The sequence below is a fragment of the Streptomyces sp. NPDC002276 genome, assembly GCF_053891435.1.
The window spans coordinates 554,126-569,235 of sequence record NZ_JBSFCQ010000003.1 but is presented as its reverse complement, the minus strand read 5'-3'; the positions used below and the strand labels follow the sequence as shown (position 1 = coordinate 569,235).

The following is a 15,110-nucleotide window of genomic DNA, read 5'->3' as shown; positions in this document are numbered from 1 at the left end:
CATCGCAGGGGAACAGAGTTGCCGATCTGCGCACTCAACGGTCACTTGTGCGCTTTCGCCGACGATTTCCGGCCATCCCGCACAGGTGCGGGCGCGGATCCGGAACAACGGGTCGACGACGAGATGTGCGGGGAACTCCGGGCGGTCGCGCTGCAAGGCATCGTCACAACCGGACCACCACCAAGACCAACGGCATGCTCTCCCGCACCACTTACTGGGACGTCGACAACCCGCTGCCCCAGATCGCCGACGAGACCAACGGCTCCGGCACCCTGATCGGCGACTACCGCTACGACCACCTGGGCGAGGCCCAGACCCTGCGTACCGGCGCCGGCACCTACTACGACCACCATGACCTGTCCCGCTCCGTCACCGACCTCACCAGCTCGGCCGGGGTCGACCAGACCAGGTACAGCTACGACGCGTACGGCACCACCATGGCCACCACCCTCGTCGCCGGCGCACCGGCGCACCGGCCAACCCCTTCGCCTACACCGGCCAGTACCAGGACCCCGCGGGCACCGCCCTCGGCTACCAACTGCGGGCCCGCACCTACGACCCGGGCACCGGCCGCTTCATCAGCACCGACCCCGCACCGAGCGCCGTCGCCGCCCCCGCCACGTCCTTGTACGCCTACACCGACGACGACCCGACCACCCTCACCGACCCCTCCGGCGCCTGCCCCGAATGTGTCGGCGCCGCGATCGGCGGTATCGTCGGCGGAGTCAGCTACTCCCTCAGTCAGCCCCACGACTTCAGCTGGAGCGGCTTCGGCACCGCCGCGTGCAAGGGCGTGCTGTACGGCTTCGGCGCCGGACTCCTCATGCCCGCGGCCGGCGCGGGAGCCGTGGACCTCCTCGGCCTGGAAGAGGGCGGCACCGCCGCCACGGTCAACGCGGGCGTGGGCGCGGCCTACACCTGGGCCTTCGACAGTGCCCTGTGCGAACCCACCACCCCCGGCGACCTGCTCCTCGGAGCACTCGGCGGCGCGTTCTCCGGCCTGCGCCCCGGCGAATCGCCCACGTCGCTCTCGGCGGTCGAGGACGGCGGCACACCGCCGGGTACCTGGTGGCCCGACCACGTCACAGTCGGCCCCGGTGAGATCAGGACCGGCGACGTGTTCGGCGACGTCGTCGTCCGGGGCGGAACCCTTGTGGGGCACGTGCGCGGTGGCACAACGGTCATCACGGGAGGCGGGACCGTCATCGGCAACGTCCACAACGTGATTCCGCTCGGCCACCACAACGTCATCGGTGAGCTGGGTCCGGAGGGTGCGAACTCCCTCATCGGTGATATTTCCGGCTTCGTAGTCCAGGGCCGCCGCATCCTCGGAGAGATCAACATCCACGGCCGCAGGATGGGACCGTTCGACCGGGCGCAGAGCCCCGAACCCGGATCCGCTCGGTCGACCGAAGGAAGGGTGCCCGCCCGGGCGAAGACCTGCCGGGCACCCTCCCCCCCGTCACGAACCGCCTACCCCCTCATCGCGACGTAAGACCGCTGATCCGCCACAGCCCGTCGTTCGCGGTGTACGCGTCGCCGGATGCCGCCAGGGAGAAGCTGAAGGCGTTGATCCCGAGGAGGTTGGTGACGTGGGACTGGACCCCGGTGGTGGGGTTCACGCGCTTCACCTCGTCGCCGACGTAGAAGTAGACCAGGCCGTCGCCGCCGACCGAGATCGACGTGGGTTCGTAGGCCTCGCTCGCCAGTACTCGGGTCGCGCCGGTGGTCACGTTCGTCTGGAGGACGCGGCCCTGGCCCATGTCCGCGGTGTAGGCGAGGCCAGCCTTGTCGAAGGCGAGGCCGTAGGAGAAGCCTAGGCCCGTGGCGACTACGCGGGCTGTTCCGCCGTCCGGGACGGCGATGAGTTCGCCGTTGGTGTCGGTGGCGTAGGTGGTGGTGCCGAAGCGGGCCACCCCGAAGAGTGAGGGCAGGCCGGCGGCCAGGGTGCGGTGGCTGCCGGTGGCGAGGGAGACCTGCTGGAGCGCGCCGTCGAAGTTGGTGATGTACGCGTTGCCGCCGTCGACGGCCACTCCGCGGAGGTTGCCCAGACCGGTCGTGACCGTGCTGAGCGCTCCACTGGCCAGGTCGAGCTTGAGCAGGTCGCCGCCCGAGTACGCCAGGTACACCGAGCCGGCGTTGTCGGGGGCGATGGCGACAGGGGAGCCGGCCGCCGGTGCGATCCGCACGCAGTCCGTGGACGGGCACTTGACGTCTCCCGTCGCGGCAACTGCCGGAGCGGCGAGGGTCATTGTCGCTCCCGACGCCAGCAACGCGCCGAGGGCCAGCGCCACGCCCAGCGCGCGGCCACGGCTGGTGAGCGAGCGGGACGAGTGGGGCGAGCGGGGCGAGTGGGTGGGACGGTCGAGCGGGGGTCGGGTCGCGGTCGTAGATCTCGTCATTGAGTCATCCGTTCCTGTCCGTCGACGATCGGTGGGCCCGCGGGATCGCCGCGAGCACTGCACCGGACACGTGGCCGGGGTACGGGGAGGTTCACCGAGACGGCTGGATCGGCCGGATCGGCCGGATCGGCTGGATTGACCGGATCGGCTGGATCGGCCGGATCCCGATTCAGGGGCGGGTCGCTCGTGCGGATTCCAGGATCTCGGCCAGTCTGAGGGTGTCGGCGAGGTAGCGGTCGTAGGGGAAGTCCTGTTCCCGCAGGCCGCGTTGGAGGGTTTCGGCGAGGGGTTTTCCGTTGGCGTGGTAGGCCTCGCGGCCGGTGGTGGTGAGTTCGACGAGGCGGCGTCGCGCGTGCTGCGGGTCGGGGGTGACGCGGACCAGGCCGTCCTCCTCCAGGGGGCGCAGGGCGCGGCTGATCGCCGGGTCGGAGACTCCGAGGGCCTGTGCGAGCCGGTGTTGGGTGGCCGGTTCCACATCTTCGAGCGCGCCCAGCAGTCTGATCTGGCTGTAGCTGAGGCCGCCGTCGGGGTCGGTGTTCCGGCGGGCGAGATCGCCCAGCAGGGAGACCACGCGGTGCAGCAGGTCTGAGAGTCCGTCGTCCATTCGTGCAGCGTACCTCAATGTTGCCAAGTTAATATTAACCATGCAAGACTCGATGCATGGACACCTTCTCGTACCTCGCGAAGACCGCACTCCCCATGCTCTGGCTGCTGATCGCGGCCACCGGCGCACTGATCCGCACCCGCCACAGCCCCTCCCCGCGGGCCAGGCTGGAGACCTGGCAGCGGTGGTGGGCGATCGGCGCACTGGCCTGCGGAAGCCTGTGGATGACCTTCTCGTTCCTCGCGATCCCTGACACCATGGCCACCGCGATCGGTTTCCGGCGGACGCCGTTCGAGTTCGAGATCGCCTTCGCCAACCTCGGGCTCGCCGTCATGGGCCTGCGCGCCGCCTCGTCGTCGGCCACCGCCCGGGAACGCGTCACCATCGGTCTGGGGGCCGGAATGTTCCTCTGGGGCGCGGTGATCGGCCACCTCTACCAGTGGTTCGCCCGCGGCGACCACGCCCCGGGCAACACCGGGGGAGTCCTGGTCTACGACGCGCTCATCCCGGCCGTCATGATCGTCCTCGCCCGGCGCGAGCAGCGGCTCTCCGCGACCGAGCGGGCGGCCGTACCGGCCCTCGTCTGAACGGCAGCACGGCAGCACACCCACCACCGCCCGTCCCCTGGAAGGATCTCGTCGCCTTGACGTCCAAGACCGCCCTGGTGACCGGAGCCGGCCGCGCCGCCGGACTCGGGTTCGCCGTGGCCCGCCGCCTCGCCGAACTCGACCACCACGTCGTGCTCACCGCACGCGACCTCGCCGCCGTGGAGCCACTGGCCGAACGCCTGCGCCAGGACGGTCGCGCGGCCACCGCCCTACGGCTGGACCTGTCCGACCGGGCCGGCATGGAGGCGGTGGCCGACCACCTCACCCGGACCTTCGGCCACCTCGACGTGCTGATCAACAACGCAAGTGCCATGCCCGACTTCAGGACCCTCTCCGCGCTCGACGCCGACATGGACGCGGTGCGCTCCGCACTGGACGTCTCCGTCGTCGGACCGTGGGCCCTGACCCAGGCGATGCTGCCGCTGCTGACCGCCGCGCCCGCGGCCCGGATCGTGAACGTCTCCAGCCTGGCCGCCCAGCAGATCGCCACCGGACTCGACCTGGGCGCCCCCCTGCGCTCTCCGGCCTACTCGATGGCCAAGTACCTGCTCAACGCGTTGACCGGGGTCCTGGCCCGCGCCCTCGCGGACACACCGATCCTGGTCAACGCCGTCGACCCCGGCAACACCGCCACCCACCCCGAACGCGCCGACGCCGACGCCGATGACGCGGACGACCGCCCCGCGGCCGAGAGCGCCCACGACATCGTCCGCGCCGCCACCCTGGGCGCCGACGGGCCGACCGGACAGCTCTTCAGCCGGGAACACCCCCTGCCCTGAGCGGGACGAGCCCCCGGCCGGTATCCCGACTTCGCGGCGCCCTGTACGAGAACGGCCTCACGCGCCACCCGCGAAGTGACAAGCGGCCCGCTGCCCCGCCGCCGTCACCGTGAGTTGGGGATCGCTCTCCACGCAGATCGTCCGCTCCGGGTGGGTGAGCGGGCCGATCGGGCACCGGGTGCGGAAGCGGCAGCCGGAGGGCGGGTTCGCCGGGCTCGGCAGGTCGCCGCGCAGGATGATGCGCTCCCGCTCGGGCGCCGCCGCGCTCGCCACCGGCGACGACGACAACAGCGCGGTGGTGTACGGGTGTTGGGGGTTGCCGTAGACGTCCGCGACCTCGCCGTACTCGACGATCCGGCCGAGGTACATCACCGCGACCGTGTCACTGAGGTGGCGGACCACGGAGAGGTCGTGGGCGATGAACAGGTAGCCCAGGCCGAGTTCGTTCTGGAGTTTCTGGAGCAGGTTGATGATCTGCGCCTGGACCGACATGTCCAGCGCGGAGACCGGTTCGTCGAGGACGAGGGTGCGGGGGCGGCGGGCCAACGCCCTTGCGATGCCGATGCGTTGGCGCTGGCCGCCGGAGAACGCGTGCGGGTAGCGGTCGAGGAGTTCGGGGCGCAGCCCCACCTGCTCCATCAACTCCCGTGCCTCCGCTTCGAGTTCACTGCCCCCGATGCCCCGGATGCCGAGCGCCTCGGTGAGGGACTGGCGGATCGTGCGCCGGGGGTTGAGGGAGGCGTAGGGGTCCTGGAACACGTACTGGACGGACGACCGGACCCGTTTGAGGTCCTCCTCACGCATCGCGCTGACATCGGTCCCGTCGACGCGGACCGTGCCGCCGGCGATCCGGTTGATACCGACCACGGCCCGCGACAGCGTCGACTTGCCGCAGCCGCTCTCCCCGACGAGCCCGACGGTACGGCCCGCCCGCACGGACAGGCTCACCGAGTCGACGGCGTAGACGGGCGGTTCACGGTGGAACAGGCCGCGTCGGCGCGAACCGACGTCGACCCGCAAGTCCTGGATCTCCAGGACGAGTTCGTCCGTGGCGGGCTCGGGGCGCGGCGGCGCGGGAGTCGTCACCTCCGTGCGTGCCGGGGACACGTCGACTCCGCGTTGTGCCACGAAGCAGGCCGCCGTCTGGCCGCTGTCCCCGATCTCCAGTAGCTCAGGCGGCGCCTGCGCGCACGCCTCCTCGGCGAACGGGCAGCGGGGTTCGAAGGCGCAGCCGGGCGGCAGCGCGGCCGGGTCGGGCGGGGTGCCCGGGATCGCCGGGAGCGGGCGGCCGGTGAGGTCGTCGTCGAGGCGGGGCATGGCGTCGAGAAGCGCCGCCGTGTAGGGGTGGCGCGGGTGGTTGAAGACCTGCTCGACGGTGCCCTTCTCGACCGTACGGCCGCTGTACATCACGACGACGTCCGTGCAGAGTTCGGCGACCACGCCCATGTCGTGGGTGATGATCGCGACGGCGATGCCGAGTTCGGTGCGGAGCCTCGCGAGCAGGCGCAGGATCTGGGCCTGGATCGTCACGTCGAGGGCCGTGGTGGGCTCGTCAGCGATGAGCAGGGCCGGGTCGTTGGCCAGCGCGATCGCGATGACGACGCGCTGGCGCATACCGCCGGAGAACTGGTGCGGGTACTGGTCGATCTTCGTCGTTACGTCGGGAATGCCGACCTGGTCGAGGAGTTCGGCCGCCCGCCTGCGCGCGGTCTTCCTGTCGACGCCGTGGACCGTCATCGCCTCGACGATCTGGTCGCCGACCTTCATGACCGGATTCAGCGCGGCCTGCGGGTCCTGGAAGACCATCGCGACCTTGCTGCCCCGGCGCCGCCGCATCTCGCGTTCGGGGAGCGCGAGCAGGTCCTCGCCCTCGAACTCGACGCTGCCCGCGACGACTTGGCCCGGCGGGCGCAGCATCCGCATGATCGAGCGCGCGGTGACGGACTTGCCCGAGCCGGACTCGCCGACGATGCCGAGGACGTCACCGGGATAGATGTCGAAGCTGACACCGTCGACGGCTTTGACGGCGCCGCTCCTGAGCTTGAACTCCGTGCCCAGGCCTGCGACGCGCAGCAACGGTACGGCCCTGTCCGTGACGGCCTCCGGGGGTGGTTGGGTCATGGGGGAGTCGGTCGTCGGGGTCATCGGCGATTCACCGCCTCGTTGAGTGCGTCCGACATCAGGCTGACGCCCACCGCGAGCAGCAGGAGCAGCGCGGCCGGGCCGATGATGTAGGTGGGTGACTGGACCACGAAGCGCAGACCGTTGTTGAGCAGCACGCCGAGCGAGGGCGTGGGCGGCTGCACGCCGAGGCCGACGATGGACAGGCCCGCCTCGATGTAGACGCCGACGACCATCCAGACGGCGCCGTTCACGACGATGGCGTCCATGGCGTTCGGCAGCACGTGCCGGACGAGGAGTTGGCGGCGCGAGACCCCCAACACCCGTGCGGCGAGGACGTATTCACGGTCCTGCTGGCTGAGCCAGGCGCCGCGGGCCAGGCGGCCCGCGCTGGGTAGGCCGCCGATCAGGATGGTGAGGAACAGCGCGAACCAGCCGGCGCCCAGGACGGCCACCAGACAGACCCCGAGGATCAGCCCGGGGAAGCCGATGATCACGTCCAGCAGGCGTTGCACGCCCGCGCCGAGCCAGCCGTAGAGCGCGCCGGAGAGGCCGAGGAGGGTGCCGATCGCCATGCTCAGGGGCACCGCCGTGAGGATGAGGCTGAGGTCGACGCGCAGGCCGTAGACGCTGCGGACGAAGATGTCGCGGCCGAACTCGTCGGTGCCGAAGAGGTGTTGGGCCGAGGGGCCCGCGAAGGTGGTCGTGCCCTGGTGGTCGTAGCCGCCGGGGAAGAGGACGGGGGCCAGCAGCGCGGCGAGGACCATCAGCACGAGGATCGAGAGGCCGATGACACCGCGCGGGGTGCGGAACGCCGACAGATAGCGGGCCAGGGTCGGGTTCAGGCGGCGGCGCGCGGGCACCGGCAGGGACAGGGGTACGTCCGTCATCACTGGTCTCCCAACCTGATCTTGGGGTCGAGCGCGGCCAGGATCAGCTCGGTGACGATCTGGCAGAGCACCGCCACGCAGACCACACCGAGGATCAGCACCTGGAGCACGGTGAAGTCGCGGGTCGTCACGCTGGAGACGGCGAGCTGGCCGAGGCCGTTGCGGTTGAAGATCGACTCCATGACCACGGCACCGGCGAGCAGGGTGCCGATCTCCAGACCGATCGCTACGACCGCGCTCCCGAAGCTGTTGCGCAGCACATGGCGGAGCGTGATCCGCTTCGGCGAGGCCCCCTTGGACAGCGCCAGGTCGACGTAGTCCTCGTTGCGGACCCGGGTCATCTCCGTCTGGAGGAGCCGGGCCACGCCCCCGGCCGGTGAGAGCGCGAGGGCGACCGCGGGGAGGACCAGGTACTGGATGCCGATCGCCGGGTCGTGCACCATGCTCACCTCGCCGCTCACCGGCAGCCAGCGGTGGTAGACGCCGAACACGAGGATGAGCGCGAGCGCGACGAGGAACGACGGTACGGCGACCAGGACGCTGTTGCCGAGGTCGAGCGCGGTCCGGGCCCACCAGCGGCGGGTCGAGCCCGCCAGCACACCGAGCGCCGTACCGAGGACGACCACCAACAGGGTCGCGAACACGGCCAGTTCGACGGTGCTCTCCAGCCGGTCGCCGATCAGGCTGGCGACACTGCGGTGCAGCAGGTAGGACTGGCCGAGGTCGCCGTGGAAGAGGCCGGAGATCCAGTCCCAGTACTGCACGACCGGCGACCGGTCCAGGCCCAGCTCCTTGCGGATGGCGGCGATGTTCGCGGCGGTCGGGTCCGAACCGGCCAGGGTGACGGCGACGTCACCCGGGGCCAGCCGGGGCAGGGCGAAGGCGACGACGGAACTCGCGAAGAGCACGAACACCACCGACGGCACCTTGCGCAGCAGATACCCGATCATTTCGACAACCAGGCCGTTCCGAGGTCGATGAAGCCCGCCTGGGTGGACTTGATACCGCCCACCGTCTGCGTCCGCACGGTCAGCGTGGGGCGGGTGATCAGCGGGACCGTGAAGGCCTGGTCGAGGAGGTACGCGTTGTAGTCGTGCACCGCGCTCTTCTGCTCCTCGGTCGACGTGGCGGCGGTGACCTTCTGGACCAGCGCGGTGTACTGCGCGCTCTTGAACTTCAGCAGGTTGTCGCTCGCCATGTACTCGGGCCGGCTGACGACCTGGGACGCGGGCGAGAGGGCGTTGCTGCCCATGATCAGGACCGCGGGCGCGCCCATGTCCCGCTTGGCGATCCGCTCGTCGTAGTCGGTCGGGGCGAGCGGCACCGCCTTGGCGGTGATGCCGACGGCGGCGAGGTTGTTCTTGACGATCTGGAAGATGCCGGTGGACTCGGGGCTGTTGAGGGTGACGACATCGAGCGACACGTTCTTCACGCCCGCCTGCGCGAGCATCTTCTTCGCCTTGTCCGGCTGGTACGTGTACTGCTTCGCCTGGGTCGCGTCGTACCCGACGGTCGAGGTCCGCCACGGCAGGTCGGTCGCGGTCGCCTGGCCGCCCTCCACCTGCTGGTTGATGCGGTTGCGGTCGATCGCGTACTGGATCGCCTGCCGCACGGTCTTGTTGTCGAACGGCGCCTTCGTCACGTCGAACGCGAGGGAGAGGGCCGATCCGCCCGAGGTCACCAGGGCGTAGCCGGACTGCTGGGCCAGGCTGCGCGAGTCGAGGGCGGCGATACCGGTGCCGTACTGGACGCGACCGCTGCGGATGGCCGACACGATGGCGGTCGGGTCGTTGATGACGTTGATCTCGATCTTGTCGAGATGGGTGTCCTTGGCGTCCCGGTACTTGGCGTACTTGGTGAGGACGATCTTCCCGCCGGGCGTCCAGGACGTCCAGGAGAAGCGGCCGGTGCCGTCGACGACCTTGCCGGACGCGTTGCCCGCGTAGGTCGCCGGGTTGACGATCGGCATCGTCTCGAAGAGGTCGAAGACGTTCGGCGTCGGCTTGGCGAAGGTGAGCTTCAGCTCGTGGTCGCCCTCGGCCTTCATCGACGTGATCTGCGCGGCGATCGGCTGGTTGGCCGCGCCCGCCGCCGGGTCCTGGGCCTTCTTCAGGGTGAACAGGACGTCGGCCGCGGTCAGTTTGCTTCCGCTGTGGAACGTGACGTCGTCGCGGAGCGTGATGTCGATGCTCTTGGCGTCCGGCGCGAGTGTCCAGGACTTGGCGAGGACACCGGTGGGCTTGCCGGTCTTGGAGTCGATCAGCGTGAGGGTCTCGAAGACCTGGTACTCGGTGAGGATGTTGCCGACCGAGGTCTTCAGGAAGCCTCCGGGGTCTACGTCACTGGTCTGGGCGACGACGAGGGTGCCTCCGTCGCGCACCGCCCCGGTGGACGCGGAACTCTGGGCGGCGGGCTGGGTGGCGGCGCTGCACGCGGCCGAGGTGAGCAGGGCGGTGCCCACGGCGACGCCCGCGGTCAGTCTGCGGTACCGGCTTTGCTTGGTGAGTGACATCGGAACTCCTTGTGCTGCGAGGGTGGTGGGAAGGAGCTTGGGTGAGGGGCCGGTCGCACCGTCGGCGACCGGTCGGCGCAGGTCAGCGGTCGCCACACAGGTCGAGGGCCACCTTGCCCCAGGGATGGCCGGACTCGACGGCACGCAGCGCGGCAGCCGCGTTCTCGAACCGGAAGACGGAACGGACCATCGGATCGAGCCGTCCGTCCGCCACCCGCCGGGCCAGTCCGGCGAGCGATTCCGTCGTGCTCTCGCGCGACAACGGGCGGGCCCCGAACCGGGCCGCCGTCTCGGCGTCGGCCACCGTGAGGATCCGGCAGCCGAGTGACATCACCGGCACGACGCTCCGCAGCGCGTCCCCACCCACGAGATCGAGGATCACGTCGGCCCCGTCCGGCAGGGTCTTGCGGAGTCGGGTGCTGAAGTCGTTGCCGTCGTAGGGGATGGCGGTGGCGCCCAGTGATTCGACGAACTCGCGTTCGGCCGTGGCGGCCGTGCCGGTGACGAACGCCCTGGCGTCCTGGGCGAGTTGCGTGGTGTCGGTCATGTCTCCGCTCCCGGGGATCGGGTCGGCCCCGTCCGGCAGGGTCTTGCGGAGTCGGGTGCTGAAGTCGTTGCCGTCGTAGGGGATGGCGGTGACGCCCAGTGATTCGACGAACTCGCGCTTGGCCGTGGCGGCCGTGCCCGAGACCAACACCCCGGCTTGCCGGGCGAGTTGCGCGGCCACGACACCGACTCCGCCGCCGACGCCGAGTATCAGCAGGCTCTCGCCGGGCTTCGGTGCGAGCTGTTCGATCGCGTCGTGGGCGGTGCCGGCGGCCACCGGGAGGACCGCCGCGTCGGTCCAGGAGATGTCGGCGGGCTTCGGTGCCGTTCGGCGCGCGGTGAGCAGCGCGTGGTGCGCGTAGCCGCCGCAGCCCCGGTCGGTGGAGCCGAACACCGGGTCGCCGACCGCGAACTCGTCGACGCCCGGGCCCAGTTGTACGACCGTGCCCGCGGCCTCCCGTCCGAGCACGGCCGGCAGGTCGAGGTGCAGGAAGGTGCGGTGCATCCCCGAACGCACCTTCCAGTCCACCGGGTTGACCCCGGCGGCCCGCACCTCGACGAGGAGTTCGCCGGGCCCCGGCACGGGCGTGGGCAGATCCAGGAACCGCTGCACCTGCGGTCCGCCGTATGCGGTGAATCCGTACGCTGCGGGCACGTCGAGCCTCCAACTCCGGGTGCCGGAACGGTCAGTGCTGCTGTCGGGCCCACTCGCCGCAGAGCCGCACGCTCTCCTCGGGGGTGGGCTGGGCGCCCTTGTCGACCTCGATGACCAGCCAGCCGTCGAAGCTGTCGGGCAGTGCGGCGAGCGTGGCGGGAATGTCGACGGAGGCGTGGCCGGGTTCCGCCCACAGACCGGCGAGGACGGTCTGCTGGTAGGTCCAGCCCTCGGCCCGGCCGCGCGCGGCGATGTCGGCGTGGAAGTCCTTGACGTGCATCGCGGCGACCCGGTCCCCGTACTCGCGGATCAGGCCGATGACGTCGGCGCCCGCCCAGCCGAGGTGGCCGATGTCGGGGCCGAAGGACAGGACGTCCGCGGGGATGGTGTCGAGGATGAAGCGGGTCTCCTCCTCGGTCTCCGCCCAGGTCCCGATGTGCGGGTGGAAGGCGGCGGTGATGCCGTTGGCCTTCGTCGTCTCGCCCATCCGCGCGAACACGTCCCGCACCCGCTCCAGCCGTTCAGGAGTGGCGTCGGCGCCCACCGCGGGGCGGTGCACGCGGGGCGCCTGCTTGTTCATGCCGGTGGCCACGAAGACGGTGGGCAGGCCGAGTTCGGCCATCTGCGTGCTGATCCGGTCGGTCTTCTCCAGATGTGCCCGCAGGCTCTCCTCGTCCAGGGGCAGCGGGCCCGAGATGTAGCCGGGGGCGGGCAACAGGCCGTGATCCGCGAGGAGTTGACCGTACTCGGCGGTGCTGAGGTCCGCCGGTACCTCCGCGTGCACGGAGTTGATCCCCGACTCCTTGATGACCTTGAGGCGTTCTGGCAGCGGCGGGGCGATGGTGGGGTCGATCCAGCCGTCGTCGGTGGCGATCCACTGCAACGGGTTGATCGCGATCTTCTCGGGGCTGATGGTCACGGGAGGCCTTTCGCAGAAGGTGATCGGGGGCTGAACTGTCAGGCGGAGTAACGGGGTTCGGGGCGTTCGCAGCTGCTCTCCAGCCGCACGGTGCGGCCCGAGCGCGAGGAGTCCTCCACCGCGCAGAGCGCTTCGAGGACGTGGAAGGCGAAGGACGCGTTGGCGCGGTGCGGCCCGCCCTCGACCGCCGTCGCCAAGTCCCGTACGCCCAGGCCGCGTCGGGCCTGTTCGCGGGTGCCGACGGCGCCGAACAGCTCGACGGCCGGCTCCAGCACCGTCCACTCGGCGTCGCCGTGCCGGCGCAGCCGTACGTCGCCGTCGAAGTGGTTCGGGTTGGGCAGCGAGAGGGTGCCCTCGGTGCCGTAGATCTCCATGGCGGGCAGGTCGGTGTCCCAGACGTCGAAGCTCATCTGGGTGGTGCCGATGACCCCGGACGCGAAGGTGAGGACGGCGGCGGCGTGGGTGGGGACGGTGACCTCGACGGAGTCGACGGTCCGCTCGGGCGAGGTGACGGTCCGGATCGGGGCGCCGATGCGGGTGCTCGCGCCGACCGACCGCACCGGGCCGAGGGCGTTCACGAGGATCGCGAAGTAGTACGGGCCCATGTCCATCACGGGGCCGCCGCCCTCCTGGAACAGGAAGGCCGGGTTCGGGTGCCAGGTCTCGGCCTTGCTGTGGCCGATGAACGCGGAGGCGCCGATCGGGGTGCCGATCGCCCCCGAGTCGATCGCCTTGCGCAGCGTCTGGCTCGCGCTGCCCAGGAAGGTGTCCGGCGCCGCCCCGAGGATCCGCCCGCTGCTTGCCGCCGCGGCCAGCACGGTTCGGCCCTCCTCGACGGTGGTGGCGAGGGGCTTCTCGACGTAGACGTGCTTGCCGGCCTCCAGGGCGGCGACGACGGTACGGGCGTGGTGCACGGGCGGGGTGAGGTTGACGAGGATGTCCACCGTGTCGTCGGCGTAGAGCTCCGCGTCGTCGCCCCAGGCCGCGATGTCGTGCTCGGCCGCGGCCTGTTTGGCGCGGGCCGTGTCGATGTCGCCGACGCGGACGATCCGCAGTTCCGGCCAGCGGGCCAGGCCGGTCACATACCGGCCGAAGATGTTGCCGCTGCCCAGGATGCCGATGCGGTGCGGGTGCTTGACCATGCCGTGGGTTCCTCCGGGGAGAGAGCGGAACGAGCGAGCGGGTCCGGGGTCGGGGGTCGCGGAAGTGACCGGTTCCGGCCGGGTTGTTCGGCATTTAAGGGCCGTGCCGCCGAGTGGCACGAGAGCCGCGGTCCGGTGAGCGGACCATCGAGGGCTCGGTTATCGAATCGTGATGAATCGAGTTGACGGGGTGTCAGACGCCCGTGCGGGGCAGGGGTAACCGGTCGTGCGGGCGCGGCCGGTCGACGTGCGGGAAGAGGGAAACACGCAGCTCAGACGTGATGCCCGACTTGCCGGGAAGTCGGCGGGAGCGCGCGGACGACGTGCCGAAGTGCCGCCCGGGGAGGGCGGATTCGCACCTGGACAGGACCTTGATCGCCAGTGCGTGGTCCGTCGAGTGATCCGATCTCATTGCCTCGGATTCCTCTTCTGGCTAAAATCCCGAACTTTTTCGAGCCGCCCGGGAGCCTTCGTGCCGCTGTCGTCCGATCGGCCACGGCGTGAACACCGGGTTGCCCCACACCATCGTTTGGTTCGTATGTGAGGGACAAGATGCCGTTTTTAGTTTTTGTGACGCACTAAAGATGGCGGAATGCCCTGACCGCGGCGGTCCGAATGTCCTGGTTGACGGGCTCGCACCCCAGGCCGGATGGTGAGAGGGCTCAGGGAGGCGGAATTAAGATCGTGACGTTTCATAAAGACGGGATCCATCCGACCGCGCCGGTGCTGCTGCCCGCGGTCCCCGTGGGTCTGCGCCGGGTCCTGGATCTCGTCGTCTCGGGCGAGGCCACCAGCCGTGCCGACATCGCGCGGCGCAGCGGACTCGCCCGCTCGACGGTCGGCCAGCAGGTCGCCCATCTCGTCGCGCACGGCATCCTGGAGGAGATCGAACCCAGCGAGTCGGTGCGCGGCCGCCCGCCCCGGGTGCTGACGCTCTCCCCGCGCGCGGGCACCATCGCCGTCGCCGATGTCGACACCCTGGCCTCCCGCGTCGCGATCGCCGACCTCACCGGACGGCTGCTCGCCGAGGACACCGTGCACGTCCGCCTCGACTCCGGGCCGGAAACGGTGCTGGAGCGGATCTCCGAGCGGCTGCTGGGCCTGCTGGAGAAGGCCGGGCGCGACCCCCGCCGGGTCCGGCACGTGGTGATGGGGCTGCCCGGGCCCGTCGACTTCCAGCACGGCTGCGCCGTACGCCCCACCGGTATGCCGGGCTGGGACGCCTACCCGGCCGCCGAGGCGCTCGGCGCGCGCTTCGGCGCCCCCGCCCTGGTGGACAACGACGCCAACCTCATGGCGCTCGGCGAGGCGGTCCAGGACGAGATCGACACCCCGGTCCTCTGCCTCAAGATCGCGGCCGGCATCGGGGCCGGACTCGTCACCCACTCCGGCGAGATCTACCGGGGGGCCGACGGCGCCGAGGGCGATGTCGGCCACATCCGGGCCGCCGACGGCGGCGACTCCCTGTGCACCTGCGGCAACGTCGGCTGCGTCAGAGGCGTCGCCTCGCACCGGGCCGTCCTGCGCACCCTGGGCATCCCCGAGACCACCGACGACGATCCCCGGCACGGCGAACGCGAACTCGCCGAGCGCATCGCCGACAACGACCCCTCCGCCGTGCACGCGCTGCGCCAGGCCGCCGCCGCGATCGGCGAACTCGCGGCCATGCTCGTCCTCATGTACAACCCCCGCACCCTGGTCCTCGGCGGCCCGCTGAGCGACCTGCGCGACGACCTCCTGTCCGGGGTGCGCGCCGTGGTCTACCAGCGCGCCCTGCCCCTGACCACCCGCAAGCTGACCATCACCACGACCCGCCCCGACGGCACCTCCGCGCTCCACGGCGGCATCGCCCTCGCCCTGCGGGAGGTGTTCAGCGACCAGGGGGTCGCTCGGCTGCTGGTGGAGGACCGGGAGGACCGACCCGCCCGCTAG

The 15,110-nt window shown here is 70.7% G+C and carries 13 protein-coding genes and 1 pseudogene; 4 read left to right on the top strand and 10 right to left on the bottom strand.

Annotation, left to right across the window (positions count from 1 at the left end; translation table 11 throughout):
• Positions 1–478: 478 nt before the first annotated feature.
• Positions 479–1,495: pseudogene (locus tag ACWIHT_RS11360) on the top strand (RHS repeat-associated core domain-containing protein); the annotation flags it as partial.
• Here ACWIHT_RS11360 and ACWIHT_RS11355 read toward each other — a convergent pair.
• Together ACWIHT_RS11355 and ACWIHT_RS11350 are read right to left on the bottom strand one after the other, a co-directional pair.
• Entirely contained in the window at positions 1,482–2,402 is a 921-nt protein-coding gene (locus tag ACWIHT_RS11355) for a hypothetical protein (RefSeq protein ID WP_456166829.1), read from the bottom strand. The pseudogene ACWIHT_RS11360 and the gene ACWIHT_RS11355 sit on opposite strands and share 14 nt — an antisense overlap.
• 169 nt (positions 2,403–2,571) lie before the next feature.
• Positions 2,572–3,006, bottom strand: a complete 435-nt coding sequence (locus ACWIHT_RS11350; RefSeq protein ID WP_456166827.1) for a MarR family winged helix-turn-helix transcriptional regulator — start codon at positions 3,004–3,006, stop codon at positions 2,572–2,574.
• A 56-nt stretch (positions 3,007–3,062) separates the two neighbouring features.
• On the opposite strand from ACWIHT_RS11350, the gene ACWIHT_RS11345 reads away from it, so the two are divergent.
• Entirely contained in the window at positions 3,063–3,593 is a 531-nt protein-coding gene (locus ACWIHT_RS11345) for a DUF6790 family protein (protein ID WP_456166825.1), read from the top strand.
• Between the two features lie 56 nt (positions 3,594–3,649).
• Positions 3,650–4,393, top strand: a complete 744-nt coding sequence (locus ACWIHT_RS11340) for an SDR family NAD(P)-dependent oxidoreductase (RefSeq protein ID WP_456166823.1) — start codon at positions 3,650–3,652, stop codon at positions 4,391–4,393.
• Between the two features lie 57 nt (positions 4,394–4,450).
• On the opposite strand, the gene ACWIHT_RS11335 is transcribed toward ACWIHT_RS11340, so the two are convergent.
• The 8 genes from ACWIHT_RS11335 to ACWIHT_RS11300 all read right to left on the bottom strand — a co-directional run bounded on the left by ACWIHT_RS11335 (position 4,451) and on the right by ACWIHT_RS11300 (position 13,590).
• A complete protein-coding gene (locus ACWIHT_RS11335) occupies positions 4,451–6,538 on the bottom strand; it encodes an ABC transporter ATP-binding protein (protein WP_456166821.1) in 2,088 nt (695 codons plus the stop codon).
• Positions 6,535–7,404, bottom strand: a complete 870-nt coding sequence (locus tag ACWIHT_RS11330) for an ABC transporter permease (protein ID WP_456166819.1) — start codon at positions 7,402–7,404, stop codon at positions 6,535–6,537. The genes ACWIHT_RS11335 and ACWIHT_RS11330 overlap by 4 nt, the downstream gene beginning before the upstream one ends.
• A complete protein-coding gene (locus ACWIHT_RS11325; protein WP_456166817.1) occupies positions 7,404–8,354 on the bottom strand; it encodes an ABC transporter permease in 951 nt (316 codons plus the stop codon). Before ACWIHT_RS11325 ends, ACWIHT_RS11330 begins: the two co-directional genes overlap by 1 nt.
• Positions 8,351–9,916: an ABC transporter substrate-binding protein gene (locus ACWIHT_RS11320; protein ID WP_456166815.1), complete on the bottom strand. Its 1,566-nt coding sequence runs from the start codon at positions 9,914–9,916 to the stop codon at positions 8,351–8,353. Before ACWIHT_RS11320 ends, ACWIHT_RS11325 begins: the two co-directional genes overlap by 4 nt.
• A gap of 82 nt (positions 9,917–9,998) precedes the next feature.
• Positions 9,999–11,117, bottom strand: coding sequence for an NADP-dependent oxidoreductase (locus tag ACWIHT_RS11315; RefSeq protein ID WP_456166813.1), 1,119 nt, complete (start codon positions 11,115–11,117; stop codon positions 9,999–10,001).
• Between the two features lie 31 nt (positions 11,118–11,148).
• A complete protein-coding gene (locus ACWIHT_RS11310) occupies positions 11,149–12,036 on the bottom strand; it encodes a sugar phosphate isomerase/epimerase family protein (protein WP_456166811.1) in 888 nt (295 codons plus the stop codon).
• Between the two features lie 38 nt (positions 12,037–12,074).
• Positions 12,075–13,178 carry a Gfo/Idh/MocA family protein gene (locus tag ACWIHT_RS11305; RefSeq protein ID WP_456166809.1) on the bottom strand — a complete coding sequence of 368 codons (1,104 nt, stop codon included), beginning with the start codon at positions 13,176–13,178 and terminating at the stop codon, positions 12,075–12,077.
• A 193-nt stretch (positions 13,179–13,371) separates the two neighbouring features.
• Positions 13,372–13,590, bottom strand: coding sequence for a hypothetical protein (locus ACWIHT_RS11300; protein ID WP_456166807.1), 219 nt, complete (start codon positions 13,588–13,590; stop codon positions 13,372–13,374).
• A gap of 272 nt (positions 13,591–13,862) precedes the next feature.
• Here ACWIHT_RS11300 and ACWIHT_RS11295 point away from each other — a divergent pair, with 272 nt between their 5' ends.
• Complete coding sequence (locus ACWIHT_RS11295) at positions 13,863–15,110, top strand: ROK family protein (RefSeq protein ID WP_456166805.1); 1,248 nt, start codon at positions 13,863–13,865, stop codon at positions 15,108–15,110.